This is a genomic window from Sutcliffiella horikoshii (assembly GCF_044809035.1).
In the GTDB taxonomy this organism is placed as follows: domain Bacteria; phylum Bacillota; class Bacilli; order Bacillales; family Bacillaceae_I; genus Sutcliffiella_A; species Sutcliffiella_A horikoshii_G.
Genome location: NZ_CP085237.1, coordinates 2229210 through 2245124, shown reverse-complemented (window position 1 = coordinate 2245124; position 15915 = coordinate 2229210). Strand labels below are relative to the sequence as shown.

At 39.5% G+C, this 15915-nt stretch carries 14 protein-coding genes; 9 read left to right on the top strand and 5 right to left on the bottom strand.

Going from position 1 to position 15915, the window contains the following annotated elements; all coding sequences use genetic code 11:
* Positions 1–28 precede the first annotated feature (28 nt).
* Positions 29–1393, bottom strand: coding sequence for an MATE family efflux transporter (locus LG307_RS11640; protein ID WP_404441967.1), 1365 nt, complete (start codon positions 1391–1393; stop codon positions 29–31).
* 420 nt (positions 1394–1813) lie between these two features.
* On the opposite strand from LG307_RS11640, the gene LG307_RS11635 reads away from it, so the two are divergent.
* The 9 genes from LG307_RS11635 to LG307_RS11595 all read left to right on the top strand — a co-directional run bounded on the left by LG307_RS11635 (position 1814) and on the right by LG307_RS11595 (position 11813).
* Complete coding sequence (locus LG307_RS11635; protein WP_404441965.1) at positions 1814–2596, top strand: TerC family protein; 783 nt, start codon at positions 1814–1816, stop codon at positions 2594–2596.
* A gap of 150 nt (positions 2597–2746) precedes the next feature.
* A complete protein-coding gene (locus LG307_RS11630; RefSeq protein ID WP_404441963.1) occupies positions 2747–3619 on the top strand; it encodes an AAA family ATPase in 873 nt (290 codons plus the stop codon).
* A gap of 10 nt (positions 3620–3629) precedes the next feature.
* Positions 3630–5555 carry a vWA domain-containing protein gene (locus LG307_RS11625; RefSeq protein ID WP_404441961.1) on the top strand — a complete coding sequence of 642 codons (1926 nt, stop codon included), beginning with the start codon at positions 3630–3632 and terminating at the stop codon, positions 5553–5555.
* 61 nt (positions 5556–5616) lie between these two features.
* Entirely contained in the window at positions 5617–6264 is a 648-nt protein-coding gene (locus tag LG307_RS11620) for a phosphatase PAP2 family protein (RefSeq protein ID WP_404441959.1), read from the top strand.
* Between the two features lie 59 nt (positions 6265–6323).
* Positions 6324–6803, top strand: coding sequence for a YusW family protein (locus LG307_RS11615; protein WP_404441958.1), 480 nt, complete (start codon positions 6324–6326; stop codon positions 6801–6803).
* 239 nt (positions 6804–7042) lie between these two features.
* On the top strand, positions 7043–8248 hold the full coding sequence (locus LG307_RS11610; protein ID WP_404441956.1) for an MFS transporter: 1206 nt from the start codon (positions 7043–7045) through the stop codon (positions 8246–8248).
* Between the two features lie 94 nt (positions 8249–8342).
* A complete protein-coding gene (locus LG307_RS11605) occupies positions 8343–9758 on the top strand; it encodes an NAD-dependent succinate-semialdehyde dehydrogenase (RefSeq protein WP_404441954.1) in 1416 nt (471 codons plus the stop codon).
* 195 nt (positions 9759–9953) lie between these two features.
* Positions 9954–10592: a 5-bromo-4-chloroindolyl phosphate hydrolysis family protein gene (locus LG307_RS11600; protein WP_404441952.1), complete on the top strand. Its 639-nt coding sequence runs from the start codon at positions 9954–9956 to the stop codon at positions 10590–10592.
* An 18-nt stretch (positions 10593–10610) separates the two neighbouring features.
* On the top strand, positions 10611–11813 hold the full coding sequence (locus LG307_RS11595) for a toxic anion resistance protein (protein WP_404441950.1): 1203 nt from the start codon (positions 10611–10613) through the stop codon (positions 11811–11813).
* A 227-nt stretch (positions 11814–12040) separates the two neighbouring features.
* Here LG307_RS11595 and LG307_RS11590 read toward each other — a convergent pair whose 3' ends face one another.
* The 4 genes from LG307_RS11590 to LG307_RS11575 all read right to left on the bottom strand — a co-directional run bounded on the left by LG307_RS11590 (position 12041) and on the right by LG307_RS11575 (position 15783).
* Complete coding sequence (locus tag LG307_RS11590; protein WP_404441948.1) at positions 12041–13162, bottom strand: NADH-dependent flavin oxidoreductase; 1122 nt, start codon at positions 13160–13162, stop codon at positions 12041–12043.
* Between the two features lie 45 nt (positions 13163–13207).
* The gene (locus LG307_RS11585) at positions 13208–14233 is read right to left on the bottom strand and encodes an LLM class flavin-dependent oxidoreductase (RefSeq protein ID WP_404441946.1); all 1026 of its coding nucleotides are present in this window, start codon (positions 14231–14233) and stop codon (positions 13208–13210) included.
* A gap of 243 nt (positions 14234–14476) precedes the next feature.
* Positions 14477–15439: a TIGR03571 family LLM class oxidoreductase gene (locus tag LG307_RS11580; RefSeq protein ID WP_404441945.1), complete on the bottom strand. Its 963-nt coding sequence runs from the start codon at positions 15437–15439 to the stop codon at positions 14477–14479.
* 20 nt (positions 15440–15459) lie between these two features.
* A complete protein-coding gene (locus LG307_RS11575; RefSeq protein WP_404450438.1) occupies positions 15460–15783 on the bottom strand; it encodes an ArsR/SmtB family transcription factor in 324 nt (107 codons plus the stop codon).
* Positions 15784–15915 lie beyond the last annotated feature (132 nt).

Sequence of the window (15915 nt, the reverse complement as noted above, 5' to 3'; positions counted from 1 at the left end):
CTTTTTATTCCTATAAGAATAGTTATATTTATTTCACAGGTACAGTTGTTCTCATATATCTTTTTTGAAGGATGCTTAAACGGAAAGAAAGCCCGACTGCTCCTGCCGCTAACCCACAAATTAATCCAATCCAATAGCCAAATGCTCCAAATTCAGTATAGTTTGCCAGTAGATATCCAATCGGCAACCCGATGACCCAATAGGATACAAAAGCTAGCATAAACGTAACATTTACATCTTTATATCCTCTTAAAGCGCCTTGTATCGGTGCAGCAATTGCATCAGAAAGCTGGAAGAAGATTGCGTATAAGAGGAAAGCGGTAGTCAGAGTAATTACTTCTGGATCCTTTGTATAAAGAAAAGCGACTTCTGCTCTAAAGGAATACAGAAACACAGCGCAAATGGAGGAAAGAAGAACTGCAGAAACAACACCCATGATGGTGTATTGCTTGGCATCATGAATGCGTCCTGCTCCAACTTCAAATCCAACTAAGATGGTTAAGGCCATAGAAATGCTGAGCGGAATCATATAAAGCAGGGAAGCAAAATTAAGTGCTACTTGATGGGAAGCGATAGTAACTGTGTCAAAAGAACTCATCAAGAGCGTCACTGCTGAAAAAATACTGGTTTCAAAGAAAATCGAAAGTCCTATCGGAACACCGATTAGTAATATCTCTTTCCACTTTGAAAGGGATACCGGATATAGCTTCTTGAAAAGTGGATACTTGGTAAAAGGTCTCTTTTTCAAGACAATATATAAAGAAATGACCATGATAACCCAATAAGTCAAAGCAGATGCCACTCCTGCACCGATTCCGCCAAGGGCAGGGAGTCCAAGTTTTCCAAAGATCAATAAGTAGTTCAGTAAGACATTAATAGGTAAGGACAGCAGCGTGATGATCATAGATGTTCTTGTGTGTCCTAGCGCATCAATAAAACATCGAATAACTGTGTAGACAAACAATGGAACGATTCCAAAGCCAAGTGCAATTAAGTAGTATTTAGCTACATGTCTAACCCCGGCTTCAAGACTCATTCCAGAAAGTATGGGATTAATCAACAAAGCTCCAATTAAGATAACAAGAATACTCATAGCAAACGCGACATACACACCTTGGGTGATTGAAAATGGGACACCTTCCGTTTTTTTCGCGCCAACTAGCTGTGCCACGATAGGAGTTATGGAGAGTAATATCCCACTTAGACCCGTATAAACTGGAACCCAAAGTCCGGAACCGATTGCCACACCGGCCAAGTCGCTGGCTCCTACGTTTCCAGTCATCATGACGTCAAAAAGATTCATGGAAAATAAGCCGAGTTGGGTGATAAGAATGGGAACGACAATTTTAATGAAAAGATGAAGACGCTCTTTATAGGAAAACACTTGATGCATAACAATCCCACGACCTTTTAGTTGAAGTAATTATGTAATAATGTTATGGATTATATCATAAAACATTTATTTAGAGTGTAGAAATAAAATGTTTGAAATTTGAGATATTGGAATTCCGTCACTACTTGAGTGGGGAAAATAATGTGTTGACACATTAATATAAACCTACTAGAATAGGTTTATATTAAAACTACATATGCACAAGCCCAATCAAAGGGGAGTAGCTATGAGAACGATATTGCCGTCATGACGTGACTGAATAAATCAGCACCGGCTTTATCGGCAACGATGATGTTGTTAGCAAGACCTTTGCCTAAACTGGAAATTGGACAGTTCTAGGTAAAGGTCTTTTATGTGTTCATAAAAGCCTTTACCTGTTTCTTAGGAAAGGCTTTTGTTATGTAAAAAGGAGAGGAAACCATGGAGATATCACTATTATTGGAATACGGCTGGGTTCTTCTTGTCTTGATTGCACTTGAAGGTATTTTAGCGGCTGACAACGCACTAGTACTAGCAATTATGGTTAAGCACCTACCAGAAGAAGCCCGGAAAAAGGCTTTATTTTACGGGTTGGCAGGAGCACTCGTCTTCAGGCTTGGATCTTTATTCGCTATCTCATTCTTAGTATCAATTTGGCAAGTACAGGCGATTGGAGCAGCATACTTGCTGTTTATCGCGCTCAATCATATATGGCGACGGTTTGCAGTGGCAAAAGTGGAACATGCTGCCGCTGTTGACAATCCCAAAAAACAGTCCGGTTTCTGGATGACAGTCTTTAAAGTAGAAGTTGCAGACATTGCCTTTGCAGTAGACTCTATCCTTGCAGCTTTCGCATTAGCCATGACATTGCCAAAAACTAACTTACCTCAAATAGGAGGAATTGATGGTGGACAGTTTATCATCATCTTCCTAGGTGGATTTATCGGAGTAGTCATCATGCGTTTTGCGGCAACCTTGTTCGTAAAACTGTTAAAAGAAAGACCAAGTTTGGAAACAGCCGCATTCTTAATTGTAGGTTGGGTCGGTTTCAAGTTGGCAATGTACACACTCGCACATCCAAGTGTTGGCGTATTACCGTACCACTTCCCGCACAGTCCGTTGTTTAAAGCGATGTTCTGGATCGTCTTGATCGGTATCGCTGTTGGTGGCTGGATTGTTTCCGGAAAGAACAAAGTAGTTCAAGAAGTGGATAGCATTAAGTAAGTTAACACTTTTTACTTCAAGTAAAATGTAATAATTGATATAATGTACTAGGCTGTTGACAATCTATTGTCAGCAGCCTTTTTCACTAGTACATGAACGAAGTGGAAAATGTGAGATACTAAATGGAATATGCCTAAAGGAGAATGAAAGATGTTTAATATAGATCAATTACCTAAAACTATTCAAGAAAAGATAAAAAGAAATAAAGAAAGAAAAGGTAGCAACTCCCTTATAGGGTCGGCAGGTTATACATCAGCTGATGATGACGTTCTGTTTGATTGCATCATTGCCTTGGCGATGGGAAAGAACGTCCTACTAAAAGGCCCAACAGGTTCTGGAAAAACAAAATTGGCGGAAACCTTGTCATCTCTTTTCCATCAACCAATGCACAGTATTAACTGCTCAGTAGACTTAGATGCAGAAGCATTACTTGGGTTTAAGACCATTCAAAATAATGATGGAAAAGCGACGATAGAATTTGTACCAGGTCCAGTCATCAATGCGATGAAAGAAGGCAATCTTCTGTATATCGATGAAATAAATATGGCGAAACCAGAAACCTTGCCAATTCTAAACGGAGTACTAGACTATCGTAAAACCATTACAAATCCTTTTACAGGTGAAGTAGTGAAAGCAAGTCAGGACTTTGGAGTTATAGCTGCCATAAATGAAGGGTATGTGGGAACGGTACCATTAAATGAAGCACTGAAAAATCGCTTTATTGTCATCGATGTGCCATATGTGCAGGGAGAGGTTTTACTTCAAGTCCTGAAAAGCCAATCCAAATTGAATGATGAAAAGCTACTAAGTAAGTATGTAACATTATCTGCCGACCTTATCGCGCTTGTTGAAAACGGAAATCTATCGGAAGAGGCTGCATCTGTGCGTGCCCTATTAGACACTTGTGATCTTAGTGTATACTTGCCACCGCTTAGAGCGATTAAACGCGGTATTGTTGAAAAACTGGAAGATGATAGAGAAAAAGCAGCTATCTTAAACATCGCACAAACTTTGTTTGAATGAGGAGATTAACTTGAGACCTATCGTTTTTAATGATAAAAAAATTGATTCCTTTCTATTTATGGAGTTATCGGACTTAGCGACTTCCCTTTCAAAGAAGAAAGACTTAGAAGTGGAATATGCGTTCAAATCCTACTATGATCCGTATTTGAATAAAATGTATATCAGTTTATTTTGGGATAACCATCCCACTTTTGAAAAACTGCTCGGCATGAAAAGTGATGTGTACTTGCGCAGTGTCGGATCTGTTGCACATACTGATTATAAAGTGATTAAACAGTTATTTACTTATATGAAAAATACACATCTATCAAGTTTTAGCAGACAATTGTTTATTCTGATGGAAGATATAAGACTTGAGGAACTTTGCAAACGAGAGCGGCCAGGCACCACTAAAACCTTTATGGTGAGAAGAGTGGAATATCGCAAATATTTCAGAAGCCAACTTACAGTCAACATGGAAAGAAACATTATGACAGATGCGCTATACAATTTGTTGTATCTCCTATTGACCACGGATAATCCTTTGGAGGAAGTCCCTCAACTAAATATGAAGTTAGACCTTGCTCTCCCATTTCTCCGGGACGAAATTGCTAAATCTTACGAAGCAAAAAGCACGGAAGCTATTTTTCGCAGTGTGAAAACCATAGTTGAAGTACTTGAAGACCTCTTGGAGAAAGATATGCTTAATACGTATTTTTTCCTACCGGACTTTTCAGAGATGCCTGAAGTAGACGAGTCCCCGACCTTTGATGAAATGAAAAGAAAAAGTGAACTGAAAAATGATGATATAAAACAACAGGATATTGAAGACGACGAAGAAGATGTACATGAAGACAAGCTACCAACATGGCACCGTGAATCAGAAAGCAACAACAAAAGCTTTCTTCAATTTGATATGGAACAAGGTACAAAAACCGATCTAATGGGAGAAGGCGTACGCGAAGGAGAAGATGGGGACCAGGCAATGGGCTTTGTCCAAGGCGAGAGTCAACAGACAAATAAAAATGATTATTCCAAGCTAGAAGCGCTGGATGTTCTAAATGATACAAAAAAAGAAGGAGGGAGTGGCGCAGAGTTTGGGAAAGAGAACAAATACGCCTATCCTGTCTTTTTAAAACCGGAGAAAATATCAGCGGAACATTATTCAGATTATGAAGAATATAAACTGTTTGTCTCCACCTATCAAAAGAAATTAAAACAGTTAATACAAAAAACATTGGAGCATAAAAAAATTATGCCAAGAAGTGATCTTCCATTCGGCAGATTGAGTAAAAAACTCTTACCGTGGTTTACAGAAGAAAACCTAAGAGTATTTTATAAGAAAGATAATCCCTCTATTGAAATTGATGCTGTTTTCTCCCTATTGGTTGATTGCTCGGCATCCATGTTCGATAAAATGGAACAGACCAAATATGGGATCACTCTTTTTCATGAAGCGTTGAAATCCGTATTCGTTCCTCACGAAGTGGTAGGATTCTGGGAAGATACCAATGATGCAACAAAGACTAGCCAGCCGAACTACTTTAAAACTGTGATAGATTTCAACTCTAGTGTAAGACCTGCTTCTGGGCCGGAGATTCTTCAGCTTGAACCTGAAGAAGATAACAGAGATGGTTATGCAATCAGACATATGACCAAAAGACTTGTGCATCGGAGCGAAAAACAAAAATTTCTACTCGTATTCTCCGACGGGGAACCTGCAGCAATGGACTACGAAAAGAATGGGATAGTAGATACACACCAATCTGTCATGGAAGCACGGAAGAATGGACTTGAAGTAATCAACGTATTCTTGGCAAACGGTGAAATTGATGAGGGCCAAGTCAAAACCATCCAAAATATGTATGGCAAGTATAGTATTTTAGTTCCGGATATAAAAGAGTTACCAGATGTGCTCTTTCCACTTTTGAAAAAATTATTGTTAAAAAGTTTATAATAAAAGCAAAAAGGCTAACTCTAAGATACAGGAAGTTAGCCTTTTTGTCGGGAGTGACATCATGAATATTTACATAAAACCAAACAATATGTTTTTAGCAAGCGGTATTCTTTTTTCGGTATTTCTTATTGTAGCATTATTGGTTAATGTAGAAGCAAGTGAATCATGGGACCGGATGATTGGTGAAAGCCTTTATAGAATAGGTGAAATGGATGGATTTTTTATCTTTTTGTCCTATTTAGGATCAAGGCTGTTTTTCTACCCTGCACTCGTTATTATTACAATCATCCTCTTTATTAAACGAAACTGGTATTTAGCCCTATTTCTTTGGGCAAATCTTTTAGGAGTGCGATTACTAAATACACTGTTAAAAACGATTTTTTCAAGAGACAGACCAAGCCTAGATCATGTAGTAGAAGCAGGGTTTTATAGTTACCCTAGTGGACACTCGATGAATTCCATGGCATTCTTTGGGGCTATTGCATTCTTATGTTTCTTAATAATTAAGCAAAGCTGGCTAAGGAATACACTCGTGACAGTTTGTTTTGTTCTAATAGGACTAATAGGATTTAGCAGAATTTATCTAGGAGTACACTACCCACTTGATGTGTTGGGCGGATTTGCAATGGGTGCTTCATGGTTCCTGTTCTTAAGTGGAATTTATTTGAAAGTTGTTCATAACAAGAAAATGAATTCTCTTCTTAATTAAGGGTAAATAATTTACAACGGGAAAAAATATTCTTACAAATTATAAAGGAGATGACCTATATGAATAAATGGGTATCGAAAAAGCCGATGATGACAGCTTTGGTAATGACACTATCTGTTGGATTAGCGGCAGGTTGTGGAACGGATAACAACTTATCCGCACCTCCGGAGAATGCTCCACCTCAAAATACTGCTACAGATGTGGAAAACGAACAGAGTACAGCTGGACATGAATTTACTAAGTTCGACCTCGAAGTGGAGTACGAAAACAGAGTGAAATATGAAGCTGAATATAAAGCAGAAGGAAATGGTGAAGCAGAAATTGAGGATGATATAAATGAAGTTTCCCTAAAAGGGGACGAGGCTTATACCGAGCTATCCCCTCGATTGGAACAATTGAAATTTGATAGCAACGCAGATCAGCAAGAAGTAATGACGCAGGTGTTAGAAGTATTCGGTTTGAAGGATGACTATAAAGAATTTGAACTTGAAGTAATGTTTGAAGATGGTACCGTTAAGAAATATGAAGAGAAGAAATAATCCAAAAATTGGCAAAGGGACTTTCCTATGCCAATTTTTTATTGCTTTACTTTCCAGATTCTTCGATTATTCGAAGGACGACGGTCCTCATGGTCGTGATGAAGACCTCAGTGACGAGGAAAAAGGAGAAGAGAGGTCCTCATCGCCTGCATGAAGACAATCAGAAATTTCGAGTAGCGAATTAATTCATTCCATGGTATAGTTTTCTTACAACAACACAAGTGATCGGAGAAACTATCATGTGGAAAAACCGGAATGTATGGATTATTTTAATAGGTGAATTTATCGCAGGATTAGGCTTATGGACGGGTATTATCGGGAATTTGGAGTTTATGCAAGCATTGGTTCCTTCAGATTTTGCGAAGTCTCTTATCTTGTTTGCAGGGCTACTGGCAGGTGTGATGGTAGGACCGTTAGCCGGTAAAATTATTGACTCAACAAGTAAAAAGAGAGTAATGCTAATTTCAGGATTTGGTCGGATGATCAGCGTAGTATTTATGTTTCTAGCGATTGAATATCAATCTATTCTTTTCATGATTATCTTCATGATTGCCATCCAGTTGTCTGCAGCATTTTATTTTCCAGCGTTACAATCATCGATTCCTTTGATTGTGAAAGACAAAGACTTATTAGAAATGAACGGGGTACATATGAATGTATCCACTGTATCTAGAATTGCAGGGACTGCCCTTGCGGGAGCGATGCTAGTTATCATGAGTTTATCATCCTTGTATATGGCATCCATGGTTGCTTATGGCATACTGTTCTTACTTACCTTTTTGTTGAACTTTGACGAACCAAACCATAACGATGCAGTAGATGGCGAAAATAAAAAATCCGGAGATTTCAAAGAGGTCCTGCCGGTTTTAAAGGAAACGCCGATTGCTCTTACCGTATTGATTCTTACATTTATCCCATTTTTATTCATTGGGGGCTTCAACCTGATGGTCATTAACATTAGTGAAATCCAAGATGATCAAGCGATTAAAAGCTGGATTTACACAATCGAAGGTGTCTGCTTCATGATTGGAGCATTTGCGGTAAAACGTATTTCTAACGATAATAATATGGTTCCGCTAATGTTTTTGTTTGTAACACTTATAGCCATTTCCCACTTGAGTTTGTACTTTGCAGACATTAAATGGATGACCTTATTCTCTTTTGGCTTATTCGGCTTGGCGGTTGGATGTTTCTTCCCGATTGCAGCAACCATCTTTCAAACGAAAATACCGAAAGAGTACCACGGGCGCTTTTTCTCATTCCGAAATATGCTGGACCGTGTGTTGTTCCAGGTAGTACTTCTTGGAACCGGGCTCTTCCTTGATACGATAGGACTTCAAATGATGGCAATCGTTTTTGGAATGCTCTCTTTAACGTTGATTTTGATATATGGTTTAAGACTATTTCGCCACCCAGTTGCAGTTGCCGAACAAAAAACACCTTAACGGGTGTTTTTTTGTGTTCAATAAAGGGAATGTCCCATAAAGAGTGAATATATTAAAGAGAATGTCCTGAAAACTTTTAAATGGAGGGAACACAATGGAAAAATATTCGATGTACATAAACGGTGAATGGGTGAATACAGAGGAAGTAATCGAAGTGACAAATCCAGCAACAGGAGAAGTGATCGGTACGGTACCAAGCATTTCCGAGGACCAACTGGAAAAAGTGGTCCAGCATGCAGAAGAAGCGTTTCAAACTTGGAGAAATTATACGGCATATGAGCGTGCAGATATTTTAAATAAATGGTTCGTTTTATTGGAGGAAAATAAAAAGCTTATTGCAGAAACTCTTACAAAGGAACAAGGCAAACCGTTCCGGGAAGCATTGGGAGAGGTTGGTTATGCGAATAGTTTTGTAGATTGGTATAAAGAGGAAGGCAAGAGAATCTACGGAGAGACCATTCCATCTTCCTCCAAGGACAAAAGAGTACTGATCCAAAAGCAGCCGGTTGGTGTTGTTGCCGCCATCACGCCATGGAATTTCCCAGCCGCAATGATTACAAGGAAAGTTGCTCCAGCCCTAGCAGCAGGATGTACGGTAATCGTGAAACCCGCCGGACAGACTCCATTGACTGCCTTACTCCTGGCAAAATATGCAGACGAAGCAGGGGTGCCTAAAGGTGTTCTGCAAGTCATCACCGGAAAATCTTCCGTTATTGGCGAGTCATTAATGAAACATAAAGATGTGAAAAAGCTTACCTTTACAGGGTCTACGGAAATTGGTAAGAAATTAATGGAACAAGCATCTCATACAGTCAAGAAACTATCATTGGAGCTTGGCGGACATGCTCCATTTATCATATTTGAGGATGCCGACCTGGAAAAAGCAGCGAAAGGACTTGTTCAGTCCAAATTCCGAAATGCCGGCCAGACTTGTATTTGTGCCAATAGAATATATGTTCAGGAGAGTGTGGCTGAAGAATTCACTTCACTTTTCGTCAAAGAGGTTTCTAAACTTAAAGTTGGAAACGGGATGGAGCGCGGAGTGGATCTTGGACCACTGATTGATGAAGATGCATTAGAAAAAGTGAAAGAGCATTTAAGCGATGCCAAAGAGAAAGGTGCATCTGTTGCCTTTGGTGGCGAAGTGAAGGATAAAACGTTCATGGAGCCGACAGTCATCACGGGTGTAACAGATGAAATGCTTTGCATGAATGAAGAAACTTTTGGGCCTCTTGCCCCAATTACCACTTTTAAAGAGGAAGAAGAGGCGATCAAGAGGGCTAATAATTCTCCATACGGATTGGCAGCCTATGTATTCACGGAGAAAATGTCCAGAATTTATCGAGTTACAGAAGGGCTTGATTATGGCATTATTGGTGTCAATGATGGGGCACCATCTGTGGCACAGGCCCCATTTGGCGGATTGAAAGAAAGTGGTATCGGCAGAGAAGGCGGACATCATGGAATGGAAGAATATTTGGAAGTGAAATACGTTTCTATAGGAATTTAATATACTTTAAAGCCCTTGATTTCAACATGATCAAGGGCTATTTTCATTTATTCTATTGGCTGATACATAAAATATTTCGTATTCCGACTTCTATCCTTTATAATAAAACTATAAATAATTGAAACCTTTCTCTTATTGAATACGTAAGAAAGGTATAGTTTATCTTAAGCCTTTAAAAAGGTGAGGAGTGAAGTTATGAAACGGTTTTTACTGCACAGTTTTATTATCATACTATCGTTTAATTTAGCGGCCATCGGTTTTTTAATAGTATTCCTTTTAACAGGTAATCAAATTCAACTCGGTATCCTTGGCGCATTTGGTGGCTTTCTTGGAAGCTATTGGGCGTTGAAGAGAAAATTGCTACCTAATAACGACTTGGAAAAGATAGAACGAAAAGAGAAAAAATATGTTAATGCTCAGTTAAAGGAAGCGAAAGAAAAAGCAAAGAAAATTAATAATTCAAGGTTTCGCGTGCGCTCGATTTTTGTTTATCAAACGATAACAAAATTATCTAAGATCTCGACTAAAATCATTAAAATGGTGGAAAAGGAACCGGTACGCTATCGTACAGCGCAAAATTTCTTTCACCATCATCTGGATTCCTCTGCTATCATCACTGAAAAATATGTGCACCTATTAAATCAACCAGTGCGGACTCATGAAGTTTCCATAGCCCTTAGAGAAACAGAAAGTGCTTTAAAACAATTAGAACGCAATATGGAAAAAGAGTTAATGGCAGTACTGTCAGGGGATATGAATAATCTTACGATTGAAATCAAACTAATGAATTATCAACAGCTTGATACAGATAAGAGAATAATTGAGAAGAAGTAGCTTATGGGGTGAGTGACGATGAAAAACAATAACCAGGTAAAAAACCAAGTAAAAGAAGATACACTGAATGACTTATTAAGCAATCCATTTGCGACACCGAAAACGGAAAACGAAATGATGACGCAAGACCTAAATGAGGTTCAATCAGAACCTAAAAGAGAAAAGGTAATGGATACCCTTTCTGAAGAGTACAAAGCTAAAGCCATTGATATTGCAAAACAAATTGATCCAAATGATCAACACGCTATATCTTCCTACGGTGTCACTGCACAAAACGAATTGTCCACTTTTTCTAATTCCATATTGTCTCATGTTCAGGCAAAGGACGCAGGCCCGGTAGGAGAAGTGGTTTCTGAATTAATGAAAAAGATCAAAGAAGTAAAACCTGGAGAACTGGAACCTCAGAAAAAAGGTTTCTTTGGTAAATTCTTTGGAAGTGTCAATAATTCAGTACAACAACTTTTTGCGAAATACCGTAAAATTGGTTTTGAAATCGATAAAATTTCAGATCAACTCGAAAGCTTTAAAAAGGTGTTACAGCGTGACAATATCATGCTTGAATCTTTATACGACAAAAATAAAGATTACTTCCAGGCATTAAATATTTATATCGCCGCAGCGGAGCATAAATTTGATGAAATTCAGGCAACCATCATTCCGGAGCTAGAACAAAAAGCAAGGCAAACAAATAATCAAATGGATGTACAGGCCGTTAGTGATATGATGCAATTTGCAGACCGCCTTCAAAAGCGCACACATGACTTGAAAATCAGCCGTCAAATCACCCTGCAAATGGCACCGCAAATCAGGATGATCCAGCATACAAACCAGACACTGGTGGAACGAATTCAATCTTCCATCCTTACAGCCATTCCACTATGGAAGAACCAACTGGTTATTGCAGTTTCCTTATACAATCAACAAAAGGCAGTGGATACACAGAAAAATGTTTCAGAGACTACCAATGAATTGTTATTGCGAAACTCAGAAATGCTTAAACAAAACACAATTTCGGCAGCACGTGAAAACGAACGAGGTCTTGTCGACATCGAAACACTGAAGAAAACGCAAGAAAATCTAATCGAAACACTTGAAGAAACCTTACAGATCCAACAAGAAGGCCGAGAAAAACGCCATCAAGTAGAACTAGAACTCGTCCAAATGGAAAATGACCTAAAAAACAAACTACTTGAAGTTCGTTCTAAAGCGAAAAAGGACTGATTGAAATTATAAAAAAACATATGTATCAGAAAAAATATCAGATTTTCTGCTCTAATACTAAATAAAAGAGGGAAACCACTTAGGTGGTTTCCCTTTAAAATGTTCCGTCATGTTTAGTATAAGGTATATTCTTATACTTACTTGCTGAGTAGGACAATTATTATCATGATTCCCATTTTTTTGAACAATTCTAGTAAGAGGAGAATGGAATGAGATAAGTGAACTCCTTATACAATAGGAAACCAGCCGGGGATGCCAGTATAGTACTCCCACATTTTATTAGAAATAGCCAGTTCTTCTTGATCTTTTTTAGATAATGTTGTACGGATTTTGTCTTCTTCACCGGCTTGTACTTTTTGTACCCACTGGGGTTCCATTATTAATTCTCTTCCTAAAGCGATTAAAGGTACACCTGTTTCAAATGCTTTCATCACTTCATCGGGTGTCCGCAGCATCCCGACACCCATCACAGGAACACGATCGCCGACACGTTCGTGGATCATAATAACTCGGGAAGTCTGATCGTTATCATCACGGATTGATCCGGTCCAATAGCCGCCGACAGAAATATGGAGATAATCCAGGTCCTTGTCCGCTAACTTGTCCACTAATTGCAACGTGTCTTCCATGGTGATACCAGGATTCTCTCTTTCTTCAGGCGATAAGCGATAGCCGATGATAAAAGGTTTTGTTGCATGGTCTGAAACTGCTTTTTTAACAGCGTCAACTACAGCAAGCGGGAAGGACATACGTTTTTCCAGAGTTCCACCCCACTTGTCAGTTCTGCGATTTGAGTGCGGAGAAAAGAATTGCTGAATCAAATACGTATTGGCACCATGGATTTCAACCCCATCATACCCAGCTTCGATTGCTCTTCTGGTAGCTTCACCAAATGCGTTAATGATTTCTTCGATTTCGTTAGATGTCATTTCCCGAGGTACCACGGCATCGTCCCGTTCCGCTGCTATCGCACTCGGAGCAATAGGTTGACGATCGAGCAATTCTTCAGGCGGGCACATTCTTCCACCGTGAAAAATTTGTAAAATCGCTTTCGATCCTTTTATCTGTATAGCTGTCGCCACACGTTTTAAACTAGGTATTAGGGAATCGGAATCTGCGCCAAATTCACCCGGGAATCCCTTTCCATTCCTGGTGACGTATGTGCATGCGGTGATCACCGCTCCCACACCACCGGCACGTTCTTGATAATACGCAACTTCTTCGTCTGATACTTCACCATTTTCATGCGCCGCCGTATTGGTCATGGGTGCCATTGTAATACGGTTCTTTATTTCCACTCCAGAACGGAAGGTAAATGGTTTAAATGCAGCTTCATATTTTGGATTCATCTTTTTTCTCCTTTTGTTTACATAAGTTTGGTAAAGGTTTGCAATTTATTTTAGCTGAGTAATCTCTGCCAGTATTTCAAAGGAACGGAGGCGGGCCTTATGATCGTAAACCTGGGTGATTGCCATGATTTCATCGGCTTGACTTTCATCCAGAAATTTTTCTAGCTTTTCTTTTACAGTTTGAGGACTGCCGACAATCGAAGTTCCTAACTGATTCTCAAGGGCAGCTATTTCATAGTCGCTCGCTATATCATTAATATTATCCACTGGCGGCTGCAATGGGATTTCCTTTCCGCGCATCAAATTCAAGAACTGCTGCTGCAATGTTGTAGCGAGCCGCTTCGCTTCTTGATCTGTGTCGGCCGCAATGATGTTTAGCCCTACCATTGCATGCGGCTTGTCCAGTACTTTAGAGGGCTTAAAGGAACGGCGATACAGCTGGATAGCCGGCAGTGTGTTATGCGGCGAGAAATGGCTAGCAAAAGCAAACGGCAGTCCCAGCTCTCCTGCCAGCTGTGCACTGTATCCGCTTGAACCTAACAGCCAAATAGGTATGTTTAATCCCTCACCTGGAATTGCTTTAACATGACTATATCCTTGTGCCAGGGAAGGGTCAAAGTAATTTCGGAGCTCAGCCAGCTGCTCAGGGAAATCTTCTCCTGAACTTCTCAAGTCACGTCTTAATGCACGTGCGGTAAGCTGATCAGTGCCTGGTGCACGGCCTAGTCCAAGATCAATACGTCCTGGATATAATGATTCCAGAGTACCAAATTGCTCAGCAATAACAAGAGGTGCATGATTCGGCAGCATTATGCCGCCTGAACCTACCCGGATTTTTGATGTACCTGCTGCAACATGGGAAATGACTACCGAAGTTGCAGAGCTGGCGATAAATGGCATATTATGATGCTCAGCGAGCCAATATCGGTTATACCCCAGCTTTTCAGCTAGCCTGGCCAGCTCCAAAGTATTGCGAAAAGAGTCTGCCGGCGTACTTCCCTCTGAAATTGGAGAGAGATCCAGGACCGAGAAAGGAATATTCGTAATTTGTTTTGTATCATTTTCAGGCATATGCTCATCTTCTTTCTTAAAAAAATTTCATTCAAATCCTATAAAACAATTTACAGGTTGTTTTCTTTGTCTTTTTTAAATGCTTCAATATAAATCACATTAATTTGACTGGTTAATTATTTGAAGAAAATACATCCTTTATTATCCCCATGCTTTGATTTCTTTGTTAGATCAAGCATGTTTTGAAGGGATAGTTCTATTTTCTACGTCTTAATTCTTCCTACTTATATACAATTAATTTTTTTATCCTGCTTGTACCTTAAGGGTTGGAAAGTAGGGTAATACAAATTCACCAAGTTCCTGGATTACTTCTTCTGGAGGGCGCTTGGAAAAGTACAGAACAAAAGCTAAATGGTTGACACCAATCGCTTGAAATTGATGAAGTAGATCAACTAAACGGTTTCTTCCCACGGAATAACCCAAAGGTATGGGAACAGGCCTTTCATCGGGATTTTCCGATAAATCGATGAACAAGCTTTGAGAGACGGGTTTAAAATCTCCTGGAGCATCGGCTTCAGTTAAAGCACGATAATCCTGGATAAGCTGCGCCTGTTGAGTAATGCTTCTTGGGTATTGAAGCCACCCATCCCCATTCCTGGCTATCCAATTGATAGACTGATTGCTAAATCCAGTCACCATGGTCGGAATAGAAGATACAGGCTTTGGGATTAACCTCATATCTGTACCATCGATCAGCCCGCTGTGGCTGTGGATTGTCGGCTGATCCTCTTTTAAAAGCCGGTCTAGAATTTTGAAATTTTCTTTAAATAACAGACCGGTTTCTTGCTTGGTTATTCCCAAAGCTGTAAAGTCTTTTTCCCTGTCCCCTGATGCCACTCCCATAATCAATCGACCAGGAAACAATTGATCGATTGATGCAGCTTCCTTGGCTACCCTGACGGGGTGGCGCAAAGGGAGAACTACACTTCCTGTCACCAACGCAATATGCTTCGTATAGGCAGCAAGATACGTCAAATAAATCCATAAATCGTACTTTTGGCCGTTATCATCAATATTCAAATTCTGCATTGTAACATCACGGAGCCATAATGAAGCAAAGCCATATTCCTCAATTTTAAGGGCAAGCTCCAACTGATTCTCCATAATCGGATTTTTAGACATCCTTGCAGTCGGGAGGACAAATCCGAGTGTCATTTTGTCTTTCTGGTACATGCTGTTATAAGCAAGATGATTTTGAAAACTCACTCTTGGTCCTCCTTAAAAGGTTATATTTTTAAGCCTATATATTTTTCAAATTGTTTAATGGTTTCTTCATTACGTCGATAATATGTCCATTGTCCGATTCGTTTCATTTCCACCAGCCCGCTTTGCAAAAGGATAGACAAATATTGGGAGGTGGTAGACTGTGATAGTCCTACTGTACTGTGTATATCACTGACACAAACACCTCCATCAAAGCCTTTTTCTTTGATGACATGGGCCTGCGGGGAAAAATTAGTATCAGGTTCTTTCAACATTTGCAGGATATTTACTCTTATTTGATTTGACAGAGCCTTAAATATTTCAACTGCCTGTTCGTCATTTATCATATTTGATTCCTGATTCATCACTGCCCGCCCCTTTCTGACCTTCACTAATCTAACAAAGGATATTGATAATTTACGATATCTCTATATTATTACCCTTTATAGCCAAAATCAAATTTTATGCTTTAGACAGGG

Excerpts from the sequence above, each read along its gene's own strand:
- LG307_RS11640 (WP_404441967.1), bottom strand. The coding sequence starts at position 1,393 with ATGCATCAAGTGTTTTCCTATAAAGAGCGTCTTCATCTTTTCATTAAA.
- LG307_RS11635 (WP_404441965.1), top strand. The coding sequence starts at position 1,814 with ATGGAGATATCACTATTATTGGAATACGGCTGGGTTCTTCTTGTCTTG.
- LG307_RS11630 (WP_404441963.1), top strand. The coding sequence starts at position 2,747 with ATGTTTAATATAGATCAATTACCTAAAACTATTCAAGAAAAGATAAAA.
- LG307_RS11620 (WP_404441959.1), top strand. The coding sequence starts at position 5,617 with ATGAATATTTACATAAAACCAAACAATATGTTTTTAGCAAGCGGTATT.
- LG307_RS11615 (WP_404441958.1), top strand. The coding sequence starts at position 6,324 with ATGAATAAATGGGTATCGAAAAAGCCGATGATGACAGCTTTGGTAATG.
- LG307_RS11610 (WP_404441956.1), top strand. The coding sequence starts at position 7,043 with ATGTGGAAAAACCGGAATGTATGGATTATTTTAATAGGTGAATTTATC.
- LG307_RS11605 (WP_404441954.1), top strand. The coding sequence starts at position 8,343 with ATGGAAAAATATTCGATGTACATAAACGGTGAATGGGTGAATACAGAG.
- LG307_RS11600 (WP_404441952.1), top strand. The coding sequence starts at position 9,954 with ATGAAACGGTTTTTACTGCACAGTTTTATTATCATACTATCGTTTAAT.
- LG307_RS11595 (WP_404441950.1), top strand. The coding sequence starts at position 10,611 with ATGAAAAACAATAACCAGGTAAAAAACCAAGTAAAAGAAGATACACTG.
- LG307_RS11590 (WP_404441948.1), bottom strand. The coding sequence starts at position 13,162 with ATGAATCCAAAATATGAAGCTGCATTTAAACCATTTACCTTCCGTTCT.
- LG307_RS11585 (WP_404441946.1), bottom strand. The coding sequence starts at position 14,233 with ATGCCTGAAAATGATACAAAACAAATTACGAATATTCCTTTCTCGGTC.
- LG307_RS11575 (WP_404450438.1), bottom strand. The coding sequence starts at position 15,783 with ATGATAAATGACGAACAGGCAGTTGAAATATTTAAGGCTCTGTCAAAT.